Source organism: Ensifer adhaerens (assembly GCF_028993555.1).
GTDB classification, from domain to species: Bacteria; Pseudomonadota; Alphaproteobacteria; order Rhizobiales; family Rhizobiaceae; genus Ensifer; species Ensifer adhaerens_I.
This window is the reverse complement of sequence record NZ_CP118610.1, coordinates 209,722-225,644: the sequence shown is the minus strand read 5'-3', so window position 1 is coordinate 225,644 and position 15,923 is coordinate 209,722. Positions and strand designations below refer to the sequence as shown.

Annotated in this window: 14 protein-coding genes; 5 read left to right on the top strand and 9 right to left on the bottom strand. The window is 62.8% G+C overall.

Translation table 11 applies throughout. The features are described from left to right. Nucleotides 1–16: 16 nt before the first annotated feature. Together PWG15_RS01050 and PWG15_RS01045 are read left to right on the top strand one after the other, a co-directional pair. Entirely contained in the window at nucleotides 17–1,609 is a 1,593-nt protein-coding gene (locus PWG15_RS01050) for an LTA synthase family protein (protein WP_275022655.1), read from the top strand. A 28-nt stretch (nucleotides 1,610–1,637) separates the two neighbouring features. Beyond that, nucleotides 1,638–2,948: a capsule polysaccharide biogenesis protein gene (locus tag PWG15_RS01045; protein WP_275022654.1), complete on the top strand. Its 1,311-nt coding sequence runs from the start codon at nucleotides 1,638–1,640 to the stop codon at nucleotides 2,946–2,948. A gap of 19 nt (nucleotides 2,949–2,967) precedes the next feature. Here PWG15_RS01045 and PWG15_RS01040 read toward each other — a convergent pair whose 3' ends face one another. Continuing rightward, complete coding sequence (locus PWG15_RS01040) at nucleotides 2,968–4,140, bottom strand: MFS transporter (protein WP_275022653.1); 1,173 nt, start codon at nucleotides 4,138–4,140, stop codon at nucleotides 2,968–2,970. A 48-nt stretch (nucleotides 4,141–4,188) separates the two neighbouring features. On the opposite strand from PWG15_RS01040, the gene PWG15_RS01035 reads away from it, so the two are divergent. Then, the gene (locus PWG15_RS01035) at nucleotides 4,189–4,713 is read left to right on the top strand and encodes an Lrp/AsnC family transcriptional regulator (protein ID WP_057248156.1); all 525 of its coding nucleotides are present in this window, start codon (nucleotides 4,189–4,191) and stop codon (nucleotides 4,711–4,713) included. 58 nt (nucleotides 4,714–4,771) lie between these two features. Here PWG15_RS01035 and PWG15_RS01030 read toward each other — a convergent pair whose 3' ends face one another. The 8 genes from PWG15_RS01030 to PWG15_RS00995 all read right to left on the bottom strand — a co-directional run bounded on the left by PWG15_RS01030 (nucleotide 4,772) and on the right by PWG15_RS00995 (nucleotide 13,994). After that, the gene (locus PWG15_RS01030) at nucleotides 4,772–5,782 is read right to left on the bottom strand and encodes a KpsF/GutQ family sugar-phosphate isomerase (protein ID WP_275022652.1); all 1,011 of its coding nucleotides are present in this window, start codon (nucleotides 5,780–5,782) and stop codon (nucleotides 4,772–4,774) included. A gap of 145 nt (nucleotides 5,783–5,927) precedes the next feature. Continuing rightward, a complete protein-coding gene (locus PWG15_RS01025) occupies nucleotides 5,928–6,383 on the bottom strand; it encodes an RrF2 family transcriptional regulator (protein ID WP_113536486.1) in 456 nt (151 codons plus the stop codon). A 176-nt stretch (nucleotides 6,384–6,559) separates the two neighbouring features. Beyond that, the gene (locus tag PWG15_RS01020; RefSeq protein WP_275022651.1) at nucleotides 6,560–6,772 is read right to left on the bottom strand and encodes a hypothetical protein; all 213 of its coding nucleotides are present in this window, start codon (nucleotides 6,770–6,772) and stop codon (nucleotides 6,560–6,562) included. A 543-nt stretch (nucleotides 6,773–7,315) separates the two neighbouring features. Continuing rightward, entirely contained in the window at nucleotides 7,316–9,856 is a 2,541-nt protein-coding gene (gene secD, locus PWG15_RS01015) for a protein translocase subunit SecD (protein WP_275022650.1), read from the bottom strand. A gap of 110 nt (nucleotides 9,857–9,966) precedes the next feature. Then, nucleotides 9,967–10,374 carry a hypothetical protein gene (locus PWG15_RS01010; RefSeq protein WP_275022649.1) on the bottom strand — a complete coding sequence of 136 codons (408 nt, stop codon included), beginning with the start codon at nucleotides 10,372–10,374 and terminating at the stop codon, nucleotides 9,967–9,969. Between the two features lie 184 nt (nucleotides 10,375–10,558). Continuing rightward, complete coding sequence (locus PWG15_RS01005) at nucleotides 10,559–12,166, bottom strand: 5-guanidino-2-oxopentanoate decarboxylase (protein WP_275022648.1); 1,608 nt, start codon at nucleotides 12,164–12,166, stop codon at nucleotides 10,559–10,561. Then, nucleotides 12,163–13,353: a pyridoxal phosphate-dependent aminotransferase gene (locus tag PWG15_RS01000; protein WP_275022647.1), complete on the bottom strand. Its 1,191-nt coding sequence runs from the start codon at nucleotides 13,351–13,353 to the stop codon at nucleotides 12,163–12,165. The genes PWG15_RS01005 and PWG15_RS01000 overlap by 4 nt, the downstream gene beginning before the upstream one ends. Before the next feature lie 17 nt (nucleotides 13,354–13,370). Then, entirely contained in the window at nucleotides 13,371–13,994 is a 624-nt protein-coding gene (locus PWG15_RS00995) for a TetR/AcrR family transcriptional regulator (RefSeq protein WP_057248148.1), read from the bottom strand. Nucleotides 13,995–14,266: 272 nt separating this feature from the next. Between PWG15_RS00995 and PWG15_RS00990 the strand changes: the two genes are divergently transcribed. After that, nucleotides 14,267–15,040: an ABC transporter ATP-binding protein gene (locus tag PWG15_RS00990; RefSeq protein ID WP_275022646.1), complete on the top strand. Its 774-nt coding sequence runs from the start codon at nucleotides 14,267–14,269 to the stop codon at nucleotides 15,038–15,040. 36 nt (nucleotides 15,041–15,076) lie between these two features. Further along, on the top strand, nucleotides 15,077–15,859 hold the full coding sequence (locus tag PWG15_RS00985; RefSeq protein WP_275022645.1) for a transporter substrate-binding domain-containing protein: 783 nt from the start codon (nucleotides 15,077–15,079) through the stop codon (nucleotides 15,857–15,859). The last annotated feature ends 64 nt before the right edge of the window (nucleotides 15,860–15,923 follow it).

Here is a 15,923-nt window from a genome sequence, read left to right as displayed (position 1 = left end):
ACATGAAGGTTTCCGCTTGGCGTTGCTTCCCTTTCAGCTGCACGACTACCCAAGAACACTGACGCTCTGTTGTTACGTGCTGTCCTGTGCGGTGATTTTCTTTACCGATCGTTTTGCCCTGCCGAAGCGGGAGCGGCGCGCCCATCCCTCGCCCTTCGGGCGAACGCAGGATGTCGTCGATGCGATTGCCCGGCTGCCGGTCATCGCGCTGGTCTTTGCCGGCTTCTTCGCGGGCTCCTGGCGGCCGCTCTATGCCGCGGCCGGTACGATGAGCTTCTTCATCATCTTCACCGGCATTTCCCGCGCGAAGTTCAAGTTCATCCGCGAGCCGCTGATCTTTTCGGATATCGCGCTCGTCGTTGACGTCTTCAAATACAAGACGATCTTCTACGCGAGTTCGCTGAACGTCGTCTTCTGGACAGTCGCCTTCCTCTACGTCTTCGGCGTGTCCGGCCTCTACATGTATTTCGAGCCGGCCATCCTTCCCGACCACGGCAAGGCCTTCTGGATCCTGTTGATGCTCGGGATCGCCTATGGACCCTGGCTCCTTTTGTTTTACGGCCCGGTGAACCGCCCGACGGCGGCGCTGGTGCAGAGGCTGTTGAAGACACTCGACGTCAAGGTGAACACGGTGCGCTTCGGCACCTTCGGCTCGGTCGTCTTCCGCTTCATCGTCTGGCTCGGCGTGCGGCGCGAAAAGATCGTCGCGGAACTCTCAGAGATCGTCCGGGCGGCCGTGCATGATCTGATCGGCGATGACGGCTCACCGCTGATCGTCGTCTGGCAATCGGAATCCTTCATCGACATGCGGCACTTCGGCGTCGATACACTTAAAATGCCGACACTGGATCGGCTGCGGCGCGAGGCGGTGCAATGGGGCCGGCTCAGCAGCGTCTTCGAAGGCGGCTATACGCTGCGCACGGAGTTCGCGGTCATCAGCGGCCTGGTACCGGACGACATCCATGTCGACGCCAGCTACCCCTATCTCAGGGCGTCGCACTATGCCGACGTGGTCTGGCCGGGAAAGATGAAGCGTGCCGGCTGGAACACGCATTTCATCCATCCCTATGATCGCACCTTCTTCCTCCGCCACAAGGCGATGCCGCAACTCGGCTTCTCCAAGCTGACCATGCTCGACGGCTTCGACCACAAACCCGACAGAGACGGGCCCTACGTTTCCGACGAAAAACTCGCGGGGAAAGTGATCGACGCATGCGAAACGCTGCCGGAGGACGAAAGCGGCTTCGTCTTCGTCGCCTCCATGGCCAATCACGGCCCGTGGGAGCCGGGTCGCGTCGGCGACCTTACCAATCCCGTCGATATCTACCTTGCCATTCTGGAACAATCCGACGCGGCGTTGAACACGCTGAGCGAACGGCTCGACAAGCTGGACCGTCCGGTCTGGCTCGTCTTCTATGGTGACCATGCGCCGCTGCTCAAATCCTTTGCCGATCCCTTCCCCGACCCGCGCACCGACTACCTGATCGTACCGCTTGCCAAGGCCAAATCATCCTCTCATAAGCCGGTGGAACCGAGCAATGTCGAAGCCTGGAACCTGATCGAGGCCCTGCTCAACCACGCCAACCTTAGAAAGGATACGCTGCGCTAGCAGCGGTGGACGGATGGAAAACGCTTCGATGACATCGACCGGAGCGGTCGATCGGCCAAGGCGACGGGTGTTCCTGTTCCTGCAAGGTCCTTCGTCGCCGATCTTCCGCAAGATCGCCGACCGGCTTGAAGCCATTGGCCACACCTGCCTGAGGATCAATCTGAACGTCGGCGACCAGATCATCTGGGGGCGCAAGGGTGCCTTCAACTATCGCGGCACCGCGGCGGATTGGCCGGCCTATCTGGAGGCGTTCATCGCGCGCCACGGCGTCACCGACATGCTGCTGCTCGGCGAGGAACGCGCCTACCACCAGGCAGCCACCACGGTCGCGCGGCGCAAGGGTGTTGCAGTCGCCATCGTCGAGATGGGGTATCTTCGGCCGGACTGGCTGACGCTCGAGCGCAACGGCATGTCCTCGAACTCGCATTTCCCGTCCGACCCCGCGCAGATCCTTGCGGGGGCAGCGGGCGTCCCGGAGCCGGACTGGCGCAAGCACTACAGCCAGACATTTCTCGCCGATGCGAGCTATGACCTCATCTACAATCTGCCGAACGTCTTTTTCTGGTTCCTCTTCCCGCATTATCGGCGCCACGCGATCTTCCATCCGCTCGCAGAATATGCTGGCTGGATTCGCCGGCTCCTCAGCGAAAAGCGGCGCAACGTGGAAGCCGAAACAACCGTTGCCAAACTGCTTTCGCAAGGCACACCCTTTTTCGTCTATCCGCTGCAGCTCGAAACCGATTTCCAGCTCAGGGCGCACTCACCCTTCCACAGCCAAAAGGATGCGATTGCCGAAGTGCTGGCTTCCTTCGCCGCCTTTGCAGCGCGCGATGCGCGGCTGGTCTTCAAGGTGCATCCGCTTGACAACGATCTGATCCCCTGGCGCAGGATCATCGAAGAACGAGCGGAAGCGCTGGGGCTGGGCGGGCGCGTCTACTATCTCGATGGCGGCAACCTCGATACTCTTGGAGAGGCAAGTGCCGGCATGGTCACGGTCAATTCGACCGCAGGTCTGCATGCCCTAAAGCAGGGGCGGCCGGTCAAGGTGCTCGGCACGGCCGTATTCGATATCGACGGGCTGACAGACCAGCAGCCGCTCGACGGTTTCTGGCGCGCACCGAAGGCACCGGAACCGGACCTGGCGAACGCAATGTTCCGCCTGCTCGCCGCCTCGATCCAGGTGCGTGGAAATCTCTATTCGCGGACCGGAAGCGATGCCGGCGCTGAGGCGATCGCCAAGCGGCTGAATGAGAACAGCCTCAACCAGCCCGGCGCTTTCGTGGACCCGCCGCCACGCCGCAAGCCGGAAAAACGACCAAGGGTCGCCTCCTCCGCGTGACGGCCTCTTGGCTGTCGGCCTAGCGCCGCGCCATTGCCACGGCAAAGGCCGCCACGAGCATGAGGCCCGCTGCCGCCAAAGGCAGTACGAAGAAGGCTTCCCGGGCATAGGCTGCGCCGAACCCAATCGTACCGACAAAGAGCGCGATATAGGTGACGCCGCTGTTCAGCCCCATGATCGCGCCGCGCTTGGCCGGATCGAGGCCCGTGAGCCGCATGATCAGCACATTCAGCCCGAAATGGTTGGCAAGCCCCCAAAGGAAGACGACGGCCAGCATGGCGGCGTAAGAGCCGCTCGCCACCGCCATGGCAACATAGACGCCGGCGACCGCCAGGAAGATCAACGGCAGCAACCGGCCCGCGCCGAAGCGATCGATCAGGCGGTCAAGAAAAGCAGCGGCGCCGAAACCGAATCCATAGGAGACGGCGATGAGACCATTGGCGGTGACAGGCAGGCCGAGTGCGGCATGCAGGTGCTCGCCGATATAGGCATAGACGCCGTAGAAGGCGGCCATGAAGGCGGCGCAGGCGATCAAGAGCGGTGCTACGCCGGGAACGCTCAATGCCTCCAGCGGCGATGTCGCCTTACCGGTGGCGCCTTCCTGCACCGGTGCAAACTTGACCGCGGCGCAGGCGATCAACGTGGCGGCGGCGACAATGACATAGACCGTGCGCCAACCGGCAAAATCGGCGATCGCTGCCGATAGCGGCACGCCCGCAACCATGCTGAGGGTCCAGCCGGTCAGCACCAGGCCGATCGTTTCGCTCTCGCGCCCGACCGGCGCGATGACAGAGGCCAGCGTATAGATCGAGGGAAGTGCAATGCCTGCAGCGAGACCGACGACCAGCTGAGCGGCCACCAGGAACGCAAGCGATGGCGCAAGCGCGCTGCTGGCAAGCCCTGCGACCAGAAGCAGGAGAGCGGTCGCCAACATCCGACGCGGACCATGACGATCGATGAAGCGGCCAAGGAAAACGGCACTGACGGCAGTCCCCAGGCCAAAGACGGCGGAGGCCGTCATGACGGCGGGAACGGCGGCGCCAAGGCTTCGCGCCACCTCCGGCGCGATCGGCCCGAGCGCCAGCGAGTTGGAGCCGATGACGCCGATGCAGATGGTGAGCACATAGGCAAAGGGCGGGATATGCGCCCTGTCGTTTGAACCGCTGGAAATGGATTGATTGATGTTCGTCATTACCGCATGTTTGCAGAATGAAGTTCAGCAGCAAGAGGAAACATCGGAATGGATCAAAATACAGATGACGTTCGGCGGAAGCGCCCGCCGGAGCGCGATCTCGATGCGATGGACCGAAAACTATTAGGCGTTCTGGTGGAGGATGCGACGACGAGCTACGTCGAACTTGGCGAGCGGGTCGGGCTTTCGCCGCCGGCGGCGCATGAGCGTGTGAAGCGGCTCAGGCGGTCGGGCGCGATCCGCCGCGTGGCGGCGCTGATCGATCCCGAGGCGGTCGGCAAGACGTTGCTCGCCTTTGTCCATGTCGACACGACCGGCTGGGGCAAGACGCAGGCGCTGCTTGCGATCGAGGAATGCCCTGAGGTGGAGGAGATCCATTCGGTTGCGGGCGATACCTGCATGCTGCTCAAGGTTCGCACTGAAAGCACGCACGCACTCGAGGGACTGCTGGCGCGGCTTTACGACACGCCCGGCGTCAAGGCGACGCGGAGCTACGTGGTGCTTTCAACCTATCTGGAACGGCCAGTGCAACCGGGCACGACGGGCGACTGGCCTGCCGTGGTCAAGGGTTGAGGCAACTTCGGAGAGGCACGCGGCAATAGTAAGTGACGTCCCCTGCCGCTGAGCGCGCTCAGACGACGCCGGCGCGCAACAGGTCGTGAATGTGCAGGATGCTGACGGGCGCCCCGCCATCGTCGACGACGAACAACACCGTCACCTTGTGCTGCTGCATGAACTCCATGGCGCCGCTCGCAAGAACGTCGCCACGGATCACCCGCGGATTACGCGACATCACCGCCTCGACGGGCTGCAGGAGCAGATCGCCCGACATGTGGCGGCGCAGGTCGCCATCGGTGATCACACCGACCAACTTGCTGGTGTCATCGACGATGCCGACGACGCCGAAACCCTTCGACGACATTTCGATGAGGGCCTCGCTCATCGGCCGTCCCACCTGGAGCAGCGGCATCTGGGCGCCCTCGTGCGCCAGTTCGCGGACCAGCCGCAGTTGCGCACCGAGCTTGCCACCGGGGTGGAATGTCTTGAAGTCCTCGGCCGAAAAGCCGCGCCGTTCCAGAAGCGCGATCGCCAGCGCGTCGCCGACGGCGAGCTGCAGCATGGCCGATGTCGTCGGCGCGAGGCCGTGCGGGCAGGCCTCCTGCACCTTGGGCAGCACGATAGGCAACTCCGAGTTCCGCGCCAGCACGCTGTCGCGGTTGGCACAGATCGAGACGATCGGCACGTTGAAGCGCTTGGCGTAGGTGAGCATGTTGGCGAGCTCGGCCGTCTCTCCCGACCAGGAGAGCAGGATCAGCACGTCCTGGGAAGTGACCATGCCAAGGTCGCCGTGGCTCGCTTCGGTCGGATGCACGAAATAGGCCGAGGTGCCGGTCGAGGCGAGCGTCGCGGCGATCTTGCGGCCGATATGGCCGCTCTTGCCGACACCGGAAACCACCACACGCCCCTGGCTTTCGCCGATCAGCTCGACGGCGTCGACAATGTTGCGGGCGAAGGCTTCGTCGGAGCCAAGGTGCTCTGCCAGCGCCTTGATGCCGATCATCGCGGTCGTCAGCGTCCGGCCGATCGACTCCAATGCCGCAACCGCGGTGCGCTCATGCGCAGATGCTTGTCTCAAACCCATGATGACCCCGATCTTACGAAGACTTAGACGGCAGGCTGCAACGCTGCCCGCCAGACCATTGACGGCAGATAAGCGCTTTTTCTTGGCAAACCAAGCCTTGGAAGCAGACTTCGGGGGAAAACTGGCGCGATCGGCGGTGTTTTCGTCAGCCGGCCCGCTTTTCTTCCAGCGTTTCGAGCGGCATCGACTTGTCGGCCGCGAATTCCTCAAGCGTCATCGAGTCGAGGATCGCGGCGACGGCGTCACGCACCGTGGTCATCGACACCCGCACCTGACAGGTCTCGGGATCGTTGCAGTCCTCGCAGACCTCATAGGCCGTGCGGCTTGCGCAGCGGATCGGCGCAAGCGGCCCGTCCAGCGTGCGGATCACATGACCGATGCGAATTTCGGCAGCGGGCCGCGACAGCGAGTAACCGCCGCCCGGGCCCTTCTTCGAGCGCAGCATGCCGGCGTTGCGCAGTTCGAGCAGGATCGTGTCCAGGAACTTCTTCGGGATATTGTTGCGCTGCGCGATTTCGGTGATGAAGGCGGTCTCCCCCGGCTCCAGCCGAGCAAGATCGACCAACGCCTTCAGTCCGTATTTTCCCTTCTTCGTCAGCATTCCGGCACGCTTTCCCTGCGGTTCCCGAAACGGGAATCATCCGCGCAAATGCAAATATATGTTGGCATAGCACAAGAAACGTACTGCCAACATATAATTATAGTGGGGAATTGGCCGGAAGTCGCGGCCGCGCTTGCAGCGGAAGCAACGACGATTTCGGGAACTACTCATCCGCGTCAGGCAGCAGCGCTCTGCCCTTGCCGTCTTGCATGGACGGCTTGGTGGGCCAGAAGCTGGCGGATCGCCGCACGCGCTTCCTCGGCAGAGCCGAAGCGCTTCGCGTCCAGATCCCAGACGTGATACTTCACCGCCAGGAACTTGAACCGATCTTCATCCGGGACGACCACGCCGACGGCTTCGCCGCCAAATTCGATAACTTGCTTGCTCATACAAATAACGCTCCTTCCACGCCGGAGGCGCGGAGACTTTCAATTTCGGCAAAAGATAAAGTTCGAGGGGTTCGAAGGTCACATTCGGCAGAGATTGCGAATGAGACGTTTTTTCTCTGTTGCACGACAAAGGAGACGCGTGCCGAAGAAGGCGGCGGTCGAGACGTTTCCGAACATGTCACTCTCCTTTGGCTGGCCCGGCATCAGCATGCCGGTGCGTTTGATGAACAACCGTGAGGCGGACTCCCCGCGTCACGTATTGGCAAACTAGAATAATCTACCAATTCCGTCAACTAAAAAGATGAAGTAGCGAAAAATAATTCTCACCCTTCAAATTTTAGGGGGAAGCGGCGCAAAATCCGTTCTCCCGCCCCGGAACCGGAGACCCTTGCTATCTAGGTAGCGAAGAATCAGTCTGCAAGGCACGGGTGGGATAAAGACAGCACATTCGGACAAAAAAGGGGCGGCCCGCCGGGCCGCCCCTTCACGTTTTATATCCTGTGAGCGGGAGAACGATGCATCCCGCTCGAACCAAGGAGGCTGTCACGCCGCCGGCGTGCCCGCCTGGGGCGTGGTGGTGCCCGAACGCGACGCTTCGCGGTCTTTCCACCAGCGGTTCAGGAAGAGCAGGATCGGCCCGCCGATATAGATCGACGACGTCGTTGCAACGATCACACCGAAGATCATCGGCCAGGCGAAGCTCTTGACCGCGTCGCCACCCCAGATCGCCATCGGCACCAGCGAGAATGCCGTTGCCATCGAGGTGAAGATGCATCGTGCGATCACCTGGTTGATGCTCATGTCGATCAGGTCCGAGAACGGCATCGACTTGTACTTCCTGAGGTTCTCGCGCATGCGGTCATAGACCACGACTTTGTCGTTGACCGAGTAACCGATCATCGTCAGCAGCGCCGCGATGGCCGTCAGATTGAAGTCGATACCGGTCAGCGCGAAGAAGCCGATCGTCTTGGTGATGTCGAGCAAGAGAACCGCGATCGCGCCGACAGCGAAGTGCCACTCGAAGCGGAACCAGATGTAGAGCAGGATCGCCAGCATCGCGAGACCGACGGCGAGGAAGCCGGAACGGGCAAGCTCGGTGCTGACGGTCGGACCGACGACTTCAGTGCGCTCGAAGCTCGCATCCGGGATCGTCTGGACGACAGCATCCTTGATGCGGTTCAGAGCCACCGTCTGCTCCTGCTCACCGCCCGGCTGGCGCTGAACACGGATCAGGACCGACTTGTCCTGGCCGAATTCCTGCAGCGCCACTTCGCCGATGTTGAGTGCTTCGAGGTTGTGGCGCAGCGTCGGAAGATCGAGCGTGTTCTTCGAGGTGGTTTCGACCTGGATACCGCCGACGAAGTCGATGCCGTAGTTCAGGCCCGGCGTGAAGAACAGGACCACGGAGCTTATCGACAGGAAGGCAGACATGCCGATGGCGACGAAGCGGCCCTTCATGAAGGAGAAGGAAGGAAGCTTCGGAACCCTGCCGAAGAGCGACGGGATCTCGAGCTTCTTCATCTTCCGGCGAACGACGACCTCGCGCATCATCAGGCGTACGACAGTGATCGACGTGAACATCGAGATGATGATGCCGAGCATCATGGTGACGGCGAAGCCCTTCACCGGGCCGGAGCCGAAGGCGAACAGCAGCACGGTGCCCGAAAGCGTCGTGACGTTGCTGTCGATGATGGTTGCATAGGCCTTGTTGAAGCCGATATCGAGCGCCTTCATTGCGCCGGCGCCGCCTTCCGTCTCTTCGCGAATACGCGCGTTGATCAGGATGTTGGCGTCCACCGCCATGCCGATACCGAGAATGATACCGGCGATGCCGGGCAAGGTCAGCGTCGAGCCGAGCATGGCGAGCAGCGCGATCGTCAGGATCGTGTGCAGCACCAGACCGACATTGGCGATCATGCCCCATGCGCCGTAGAGCACGACCATGAGGGTGACGACGAGGGCGAAACCGGCAAGACCGGTATAGATGCCCATGCGGATGGAATCCGAGCCGAGGTTCGGGCCGACGGAGCGCTCTTCGATAACGGTGAGCGGTGCCGGCAGAGCGCCTGAGCGCAAGAGCGCCGACAGAACGGTCGCTTCCTGTGCGGTGAAATTGCCGCTGATCTGGCCGTTGCCGCCGATGATCGGCTCGCGGATGACCGGTGCCGTCAGAACCTTGCCGTCAAGCACGATGGCGAAGGGCCGGCCGACAGCGGCCTGGGTGATTTCCGCGAACTGGCGGGCACCCAGAGAATCGAAGGTGAAGGAAACGATCGGCTCGTTGGTGCGCTGATCGAAGCCGGCCTTGGCATCGGCCAGCCGCTCGCCCGAAATCGCAACGCGGCTTTCGACCGCATATTTGTTGTTGTCATGCGCACCCGGCAGGATGTCGACACCACGCGGCGCCGGCTGATTGGGATCCACGGTCTGGTCGACCATGTGAAAGCTCATCTGGGCCGTGGAGCCGAGAAGCTGGCGCAGTGCTGTCGGATCCTCGAGACCCGGAAGCTGGACGAGGATGCGGTCGGAACCGACACGCTGGATCAGCGGCTCGGCAACACCGACGGTGTCGACGCGCTGACGAATGATTTCCAGGCTCTGCTCGACAGCCTTCGTGGTGCGGTCGGCAAGGCCGGCCTCAGTCATCGCGACCGTGATGGTATCACCATCTTCAGTGACCTCGATGTCGGAAGCCGAACCGCCAAAGCCGAGCGTGCCGACGGGCGCTGCCAGCTCTTTAAGCTTCGGCAGGACCTTTTCGCGGTCGGCCGCGTCTTCGATCTTGACCGTCACCGTATCGCCGGCGATGCGGGCCGACGAAGCCGGAACGCGCTCGGCGCGCAGCGCCCTGCGTGTGTCGTCGAGCAGGGTTTCGAGGCGAGCCTTGCGCAGGCCGGCGGCGTCGACTTCGAGGACGAGGTGCGAACCGCCCTTGAGGTCGAGGCCGAGCGTCACCGGCTTGACCGGCAGCCAGGCGGCGAATTGTTCACGTTGCGCTGGCGTCAGCACGTTGGGGAGCGCGGCGACGCATCCGAAGATGATCACGGCGACATAGACGAGAATCGCCCATTTCGATGTACGCATGTTGTGGTTCCAGAAGAGCCTGCACGGGCACGGGGCGCGTCGTCAGGACTTGTTTCATCAAAGGCAGAGCCACCGCCGAGACGGCAGCCAGCCAAAATCTGATTGATGGATCAGACGCGGGGTGGCGCGCGAATGTGGGGGCCATGGCCCGGCGCTCCACCGATGGCGAACGCTACACGGCGCAGGAACCGGTCGGCCGGCGTCGCGGGGAAAACAAGCTGCACAGATACCGGCAGCAGCGCCGGGAAACCATCGTCGGTCGCGGACTTCGCGTCCTTGCGCTCGGCTGTGAACCGGAGGTCTGAAGGCGGAGTCGCCCGCGACGCCTGCCGGGCCGCAGGCCGATCGGTCGAGCCGGTATCGGTGGCATTACCGGCCTGGGCGCCAGTGGACGAGCGGGAGGGAATGTTCTGCCCGACCGAGATGACCTGCATTGCGAAGGAGGCACAGAACAGCCACAGCACGGCGAGAAGCCGGCCGGCCTGCATGTTCTTGCTGCCACCACCCAAGCGGTCCATCGAGGACGCGGTCCCTTTCCTTGGCGCGCCTACAAGGCGCGCGGCGCTCCAGCGCCAGCGAGACGAAACTCAGCCCCAATGCCGAACCTTAACGAGAAAACGTGGCCGGAATCGAGCATGGGCGCTCTTAACACCATTGCGGGCTGGAAAAGTCAAATCCGGCCCGTTGCGCAACGAAGGCTAGTCAGGCCGAGAGACCCGTCGTTCGCCTTTCGTGGATCTCAATAAGCGACGGCCCTTTGCGCTCTGCGGCTGCGGCAAGCGCCTTCGGCAGATCGGCGACCGAAGCGAGCCGCTGTCCTTCGACCCCATAGGCCTTGGCCGCCAGCAGGAAGTCCGGCGCCGATGGCTTGACCCCTTCAGGGGTAACACCGGCGTCGACCATATAGGACTCGATCTCCTGATAGCCGTCATTGTTCCAGACGAGGAAGGTCACCTTCGCCTGCGCGTCCACCGCGGATCCGATTTCGGCCAGTGAGAACTGGAAGCCGCCGTCGCCGACAAGGCACACGACCGGACGCGACGGATCGGCGACGGCAGCGCCCACGGCTGCCGGCGGGGCGTAGCCAAGCGAACCGTAGCCGGTCGCGGAATTGAACCAGCTGCGCTGGCGCGGCGCATCGCAATAGAGGTTGCCGGCATAGACGGCCTGGGTCGAGTCGCCGACAACAGTGCAGTCCGGCAGCGTTCCGTAGATGGTCTCGATGATGCCGATTTCGGTCCGCATCTTCGGCGTCAGTTCCTTCAGTGCTGCCCTCCGCGCGGTTTCGGCGCGTCCGACTCCGTCCTTCGCAGTGTGGCCGGGCAGAAAGGCGAGGATGCCTGCGGTGGCTGCCTTGGCACCGGAAAGAATGGAAAGGGCTGCATGCGGCCCGCGCGCGAGCTGCGCTGAGTCAATGTCGGTGCGGATGAGATTGCGCAAGGCCGGGAAACCGCCATCGGCATACATGTCGTAGTCCGTCTGGCCCATTTCGGTGCCAAGCGCCAGCACGAGATCCGCTTCCTTGAGGAGTGATCGTACCGCCTTCAGGCTCGGGCTCGCGGGAACGCGCAAGGGGTTGCCGGCGAGCATGCCGCGGGCATTGACGGTGGTGACGACGGGCGCGCCGATCTTTTCGGCAAGCTCCCTCACCTCGGCTTCCGCCGTCAACGCGCCGCCGCCGCAAATGATGACCGGCCGCGAAGCGTCGGCGCAGAGGATGGCTGCGCGCTGCAATGTCTCGCTGTCGGAGCGTGGGCGTGTCGCGGTCGCGGGCCGCACAGCCTGCGGCGTAATTTTCGCAGACATGACATCGGTCGGGATTTCGATATGCACCGGCCCCGGCCGGCCGGAGACGAGCACCGAGAAGGCGCGATCGACGACGAAAGGCAGGTCTTCCGGATTGAGCAGCGTGTGCGAATAGAGCGCCAGCGTCTTCATCATGCCGTGCTGATCGGGCAACTCATGCAGAAGCCCGCGACCATGGCCGAGCGAATCGCGGCGGTTGACACCGGATATCACCAGCATCGGGATCGAATCCTGCCGGGCCTGCGCCATCGCCGTGATCGTATTGGTGAGCCCCGGGCCGGTGATGACGAGGGCAACGCCGGGCTTGCCGCTGACGCGGGCGTAACCGTCTGCCATGAAGCCCGCGCCCTGTTCATGGCGCGGGGTCACATGGCGGATCTTCGATGCCGCCAGCCCGCGATAGAGCTCGACCGTGTGCACGCCGGGAATGCCGAAAACCACCTCGACGCCATTGGCCTCGAGCAGATCGACCAGGACTTCTCCAACCGTTTTTTCGATGGTCATGCTCGGCGCTCCTTACGCAGGCTGGACCGCTCGGCGAGCGCGGCGATGCGACGGCAGGCCTCGTCGATGTCCCGATCAGGCACGGTCAGGCTGACGCGCAGATAGTTCTGCGCCTGGTCGCCAAAGGATGATCCAGGCATGACGGCAACCCCCTCCTCTTCCAGCAGCGCCCAGGCAAACGCGTCACCGTCAAGGCCGGTTCCCGAAACGTCGATCACGATGAACATGCCCGCTTCCGGCGCGAACACCTCTATGCCGGGAGCCGAGGCAAGACCGGTGACGATCTGTGCGGCACGGGACTTGTAGGACTGGCGCATCCGCTGCGCGGTATCGATGTCATGAGTTAGTGCATAGGCGGTCATGTCGGCGATGAAAGGCTGGGTGCCGAAGAGCATCGTTTCCGAAACCGGCAGCAGCCGGTTGGCAAACTCGACCGGGCCGACCGCCCAGCCGCTGCGGAAGCCGGGTGCCGCATGGGACTTGGAAATCGACGAGACGACGACGGTGCGTTCGGCGAGATCCGGATTGTCGAAGGGCGAGGCGAAGACGGCGTCGAAGACAAGTTCCTCGTAGACCTCGTCGCAGACGATCCAGAGGTCGTGACGGCGCGCGACCTCGCCGATCGTGGCGATCTCGGCCGCCGTCAGCACGGCCCCGGTCGGATTGTGCGGCGTGTTGAGCAGCAGCACCCGGCTCTCCGGCGTGATCGCTTTTTCGAGATCTTCCGCCTGCATGTGAAAGCCGAATTCCGGCCTCAGCGGCACCAGTGCCGGATGAGCACCCGTGGAGCGGATCACGCCCTCATAGGTCGCATAGAGCGGGTCGCCGACGAGCACCGCGTCGCCGGCTTCAACCAGGGCCAGCATCACGGCGAAGAGCGCCGTCTGGGTGCCGGGGAAGCACAGGACATTCGCTGCGGTGACGTCGGCACGGCGCCGCCGATATTTTTCCGCAAGAGCAGCCACGACCGCAGGCTCCCCGCGACCGTTGGAATAGCGGTAGCGCCCGGCATTCATCGCGCGCTGGCATTCATCGAGTAGGGCGCGATCCGGCGGAAGGTCCGGCTCACCAATCGTCAGTTCGATGATGTCGGCGCCACTTGCCTTCAATTGACGGGCACGAACATGCAGCGACCATTTTCCGGAGCCGAGATCGGCAAGACGTTCGGTGATGGACGCGTAGCGCATGGTGTTTTCTCCCGTTGTCATTGTTTTGCAGTTCCGATCGAGGTGCCGAGCAGGGCCTCGGCCGATGACATGGCGATGGCGACCAGTTCACCTTCGCGAAAGAGGTCGCCGGCCAGGCACCCCTCCACCCAAAGGCCGTCGACCAGCCCGTTGATAGCGATGGCGAACGCCCGGCATGTTTCTGCGTCCGCCGGTTTGCCCTTCGCCGCCAGAAAGTCGGCCAGCAGTTCCTGCAGTGTATTGCGGAAGGCGAGGTAGCCTTCACGATGGATCTCGGCGAGCACCGGATCGACACGAACCTGGCTGATGAAGGCGGCCCACAGCGAAATGCTGCGGCTATCGGCCACCGGTTCGGTGAGGTTGATCGCGATGAAATCCCTGAGGCGGGTTTCCGGATCGCCCTCCACCTGGCTCGCCTTGTCCGTCAGGGATGCGATGACGGCGCGATAGGCCTCGGCAACCATCTGATCCTTCGATTCGAAATAGTGGCGCACGAGCCCTGCGGTCACACCGGCGCGGATCGCGATCTGCCGCACCGTCGCGCCCTTCAGCCCAAATTCCGAGATGCAATCGAGCGTCGCTTCGATCAACTCCTGGCGGCGTTCACCCTCCGGAGCACGGTGAAAGCTGCGCCTGTTCATACTGCAGCCCGCTGGAACAGGTGCCCTGGCGCGGTCGACGATAGCTTCGGCCGGAACGGGGGCATGGGCGGCTCCTTCGGGAAATCATGGCTTAGGGCGGGCGTCAAAAAATCGACGATGCGTATTATTATACGCTTGAATAATAGCGGCACAAGTGCAACCATGCCAATCAACAAAACCGTGACAGGCCAAAGATGCCGCGCGGAAAACGACAGGGGAACTGTTCTCATGCTGACAGAAAAAGCGCGCAGAGCCGCTGGAGCGGCGTGCCGATGACGGATGCGGCCCAGGCAATCGCGGTCACTGACCTGCACAAGCGTTTCGGGCCATTGGAAGTGCTGAAGGGTGTTTCGCTCACGGCGAAACAAGGCGACGTGATCGCCATTATCGGCGGCAGCGGCTCCGGCAAATCCACCTTCCTGCGCTGTATCAACCTCTTGGAACTCCCGTCCGCCGGCAGCGTCAGCGTGCATGGCGAGAAGATCAAGATGAAATCCGACGGCCACGGCGGACTGATGCCCGAGGACCGCAAGCAGGTCCAGCGCATCCGCAGCCAGCTCGGTATGGTCTTTCAGAGCTTCAATCTCTGGCAGCACATGACCATCCTCGAAAACGTCATCGAGGCCCCCGTCCATGTGCTCGGCAAACCGAAGGCCGAAGCGATTGCGACGGCCGAAACTCTGCTCAAGCGCGTCGGCCTTTACGAGAAGCGTGACGCCTATCCGGCCTTTCTGTCCGGCGGCCAGCAGCAGCGCGCGGCAATCGCCCGGGCGCTCGCCATCCAGCCGCTGGTCATGCTCTTCGACGAGCCGACCTCGGCGCTCGACCCAGAGCTTGTCGGCGAAGTGCTCTCGGTCATCGGCGATCTCGCGCGGGAAAAGCGCACGATGATCCTCGTCACGCACGAGATGAAGTTTGCCCGCGACGTCGCCAACCACATCGTCTTCCTCCACAACGGCGTGATCGAGGAACAGGGTCCGCCAGAGGCCATTTTCGGCGCACCGAAATCGGAAAGGCTCAAGAAGTTCATCAGTTCCATTCACTGAATTCCGGAATGCTAAACAACCAAAAAGGGGAACAGCATGAAGAAGGCATTGAAAGTCCTGGCCGTTGCGGCGGCAATCGCCGTCAGCGGCGGTGTCGCAGCTTCCGCGGAAGCGCTGAAGGTCGGCGTCGCCGCCGAGCCCTATGCGCCGTTTACGGCGCCTGACGCCAGCGGCAAGTGGGAAGGCTGGGAAGTCGAGTTCATGAACGCGATGTGCGCCGAGGCAAAGCTCGAATGCGTGCTGACGCCGGTCGCCTGGGACGGTATCATTCCGGCGCTGACGTCGAAGAAGATCGACATGATCATCAGCTCGATGTCGATCACCGACGAGCGCCTGAAGACCATTGATTTCTCGGACAAATATTACAACACCCCGACCGGCATCATCGGCACCAAGGGCGTCGACATCAAGCCGACGCCTGAGGGCCTGAACGGCAAGACGCTCGGCGTCCAGGTCTCGACGGTCCACCAGGCTTACGCGGCCAAGCACTTCGCGCCGGCAGGCGTCGAGGTCAAGGAATACCAGACGCAGGACGAGGCCAACAACGACCTCGCCGCCGGCCGTCTCGACGCGGTCCAGGCGGATGCGATCGCGCTCAAGGCGTTCCTGGCGACCGACCAGGGCAAGGAATGCTGCGACTACAAGGGCGAAGTCGCCGAAGACGTCGCCGTGATCGGCCCGGGCGTCGGCGTTGGCCTGCGCAAGGGCGAAACCGATCTCAAGGACAAGATCAACACCGCGATCAAGGCGATCCGCGACAACGGCACCTACGACACGTTCTCGAAGAAGTACTTCGACTTCGACGTCTACGGCAAGTAAGGCGCGATCGGCCGGCGATCGACCTGCTTAACCGTTGCGCGTCTGAAGGGCACACAACGGTTAG

Excerpts from the sequence above, each read along its gene's own strand:
- PWG15_RS01045 (WP_275022654.1), top strand. The coding sequence starts at position 1,638 with ATGACATCGACCGGAGCGGTCGATCGGCCAAGGCGACGGGTGTTCCTG.
- PWG15_RS01040 (WP_275022653.1), bottom strand. The coding sequence starts at position 4,140 with ATGACGAACATCAATCAATCCATTTCCAGCGGTTCAAACGACAGGGCG.
- PWG15_RS01035 (WP_057248156.1), top strand. The coding sequence starts at position 4,189 with ATGGATCAAAATACAGATGACGTTCGGCGGAAGCGCCCGCCGGAGCGC.
- PWG15_RS01030 (WP_275022652.1), bottom strand. The coding sequence starts at position 5,782 with ATGGGTTTGAGACAAGCATCTGCGCATGAGCGCACCGCGGTTGCGGCA.
- PWG15_RS01025 (WP_113536486.1), bottom strand. The coding sequence starts at position 6,383 with ATGCTGACGAAGAAGGGAAAATACGGACTGAAGGCGTTGGTCGATCTT.
- PWG15_RS01020 (WP_275022651.1), bottom strand. The coding sequence starts at position 6,772 with ATGAGCAAGCAAGTTATCGAATTTGGCGGCGAAGCCGTCGGCGTGGTC.
- secD (WP_275022650.1), bottom strand. The coding sequence starts at position 9,856 with ATGCGTACATCGAAATGGGCGATTCTCGTCTATGTCGCCGTGATCATC.
- PWG15_RS01010 (WP_275022649.1), bottom strand. The coding sequence starts at position 10,374 with ATGGACCGCTTGGGTGGTGGCAGCAAGAACATGCAGGCCGGCCGGCTT.
- PWG15_RS01005 (WP_275022648.1), bottom strand. The coding sequence starts at position 12,166 with ATGACCATCGAAAAAACGGTTGGAGAAGTCCTGGTCGATCTGCTCGAG.
- PWG15_RS01000 (WP_275022647.1), bottom strand. The coding sequence starts at position 13,353 with ATGCGCTACGCGTCCATCACCGAACGTCTTGCCGATCTCGGCTCCGGA.
- PWG15_RS00995 (WP_057248148.1), bottom strand. The coding sequence starts at position 13,994 with ATGAACAGGCGCAGCTTTCACCGTGCTCCGGAGGGTGAACGCCGCCAG.
- PWG15_RS00990 (WP_275022646.1), top strand. The coding sequence starts at position 14,267 with ATGACGGATGCGGCCCAGGCAATCGCGGTCACTGACCTGCACAAGCGT.
- PWG15_RS00985 (WP_275022645.1), top strand. The coding sequence starts at position 15,077 with ATGAAGAAGGCATTGAAAGTCCTGGCCGTTGCGGCGGCAATCGCCGTC.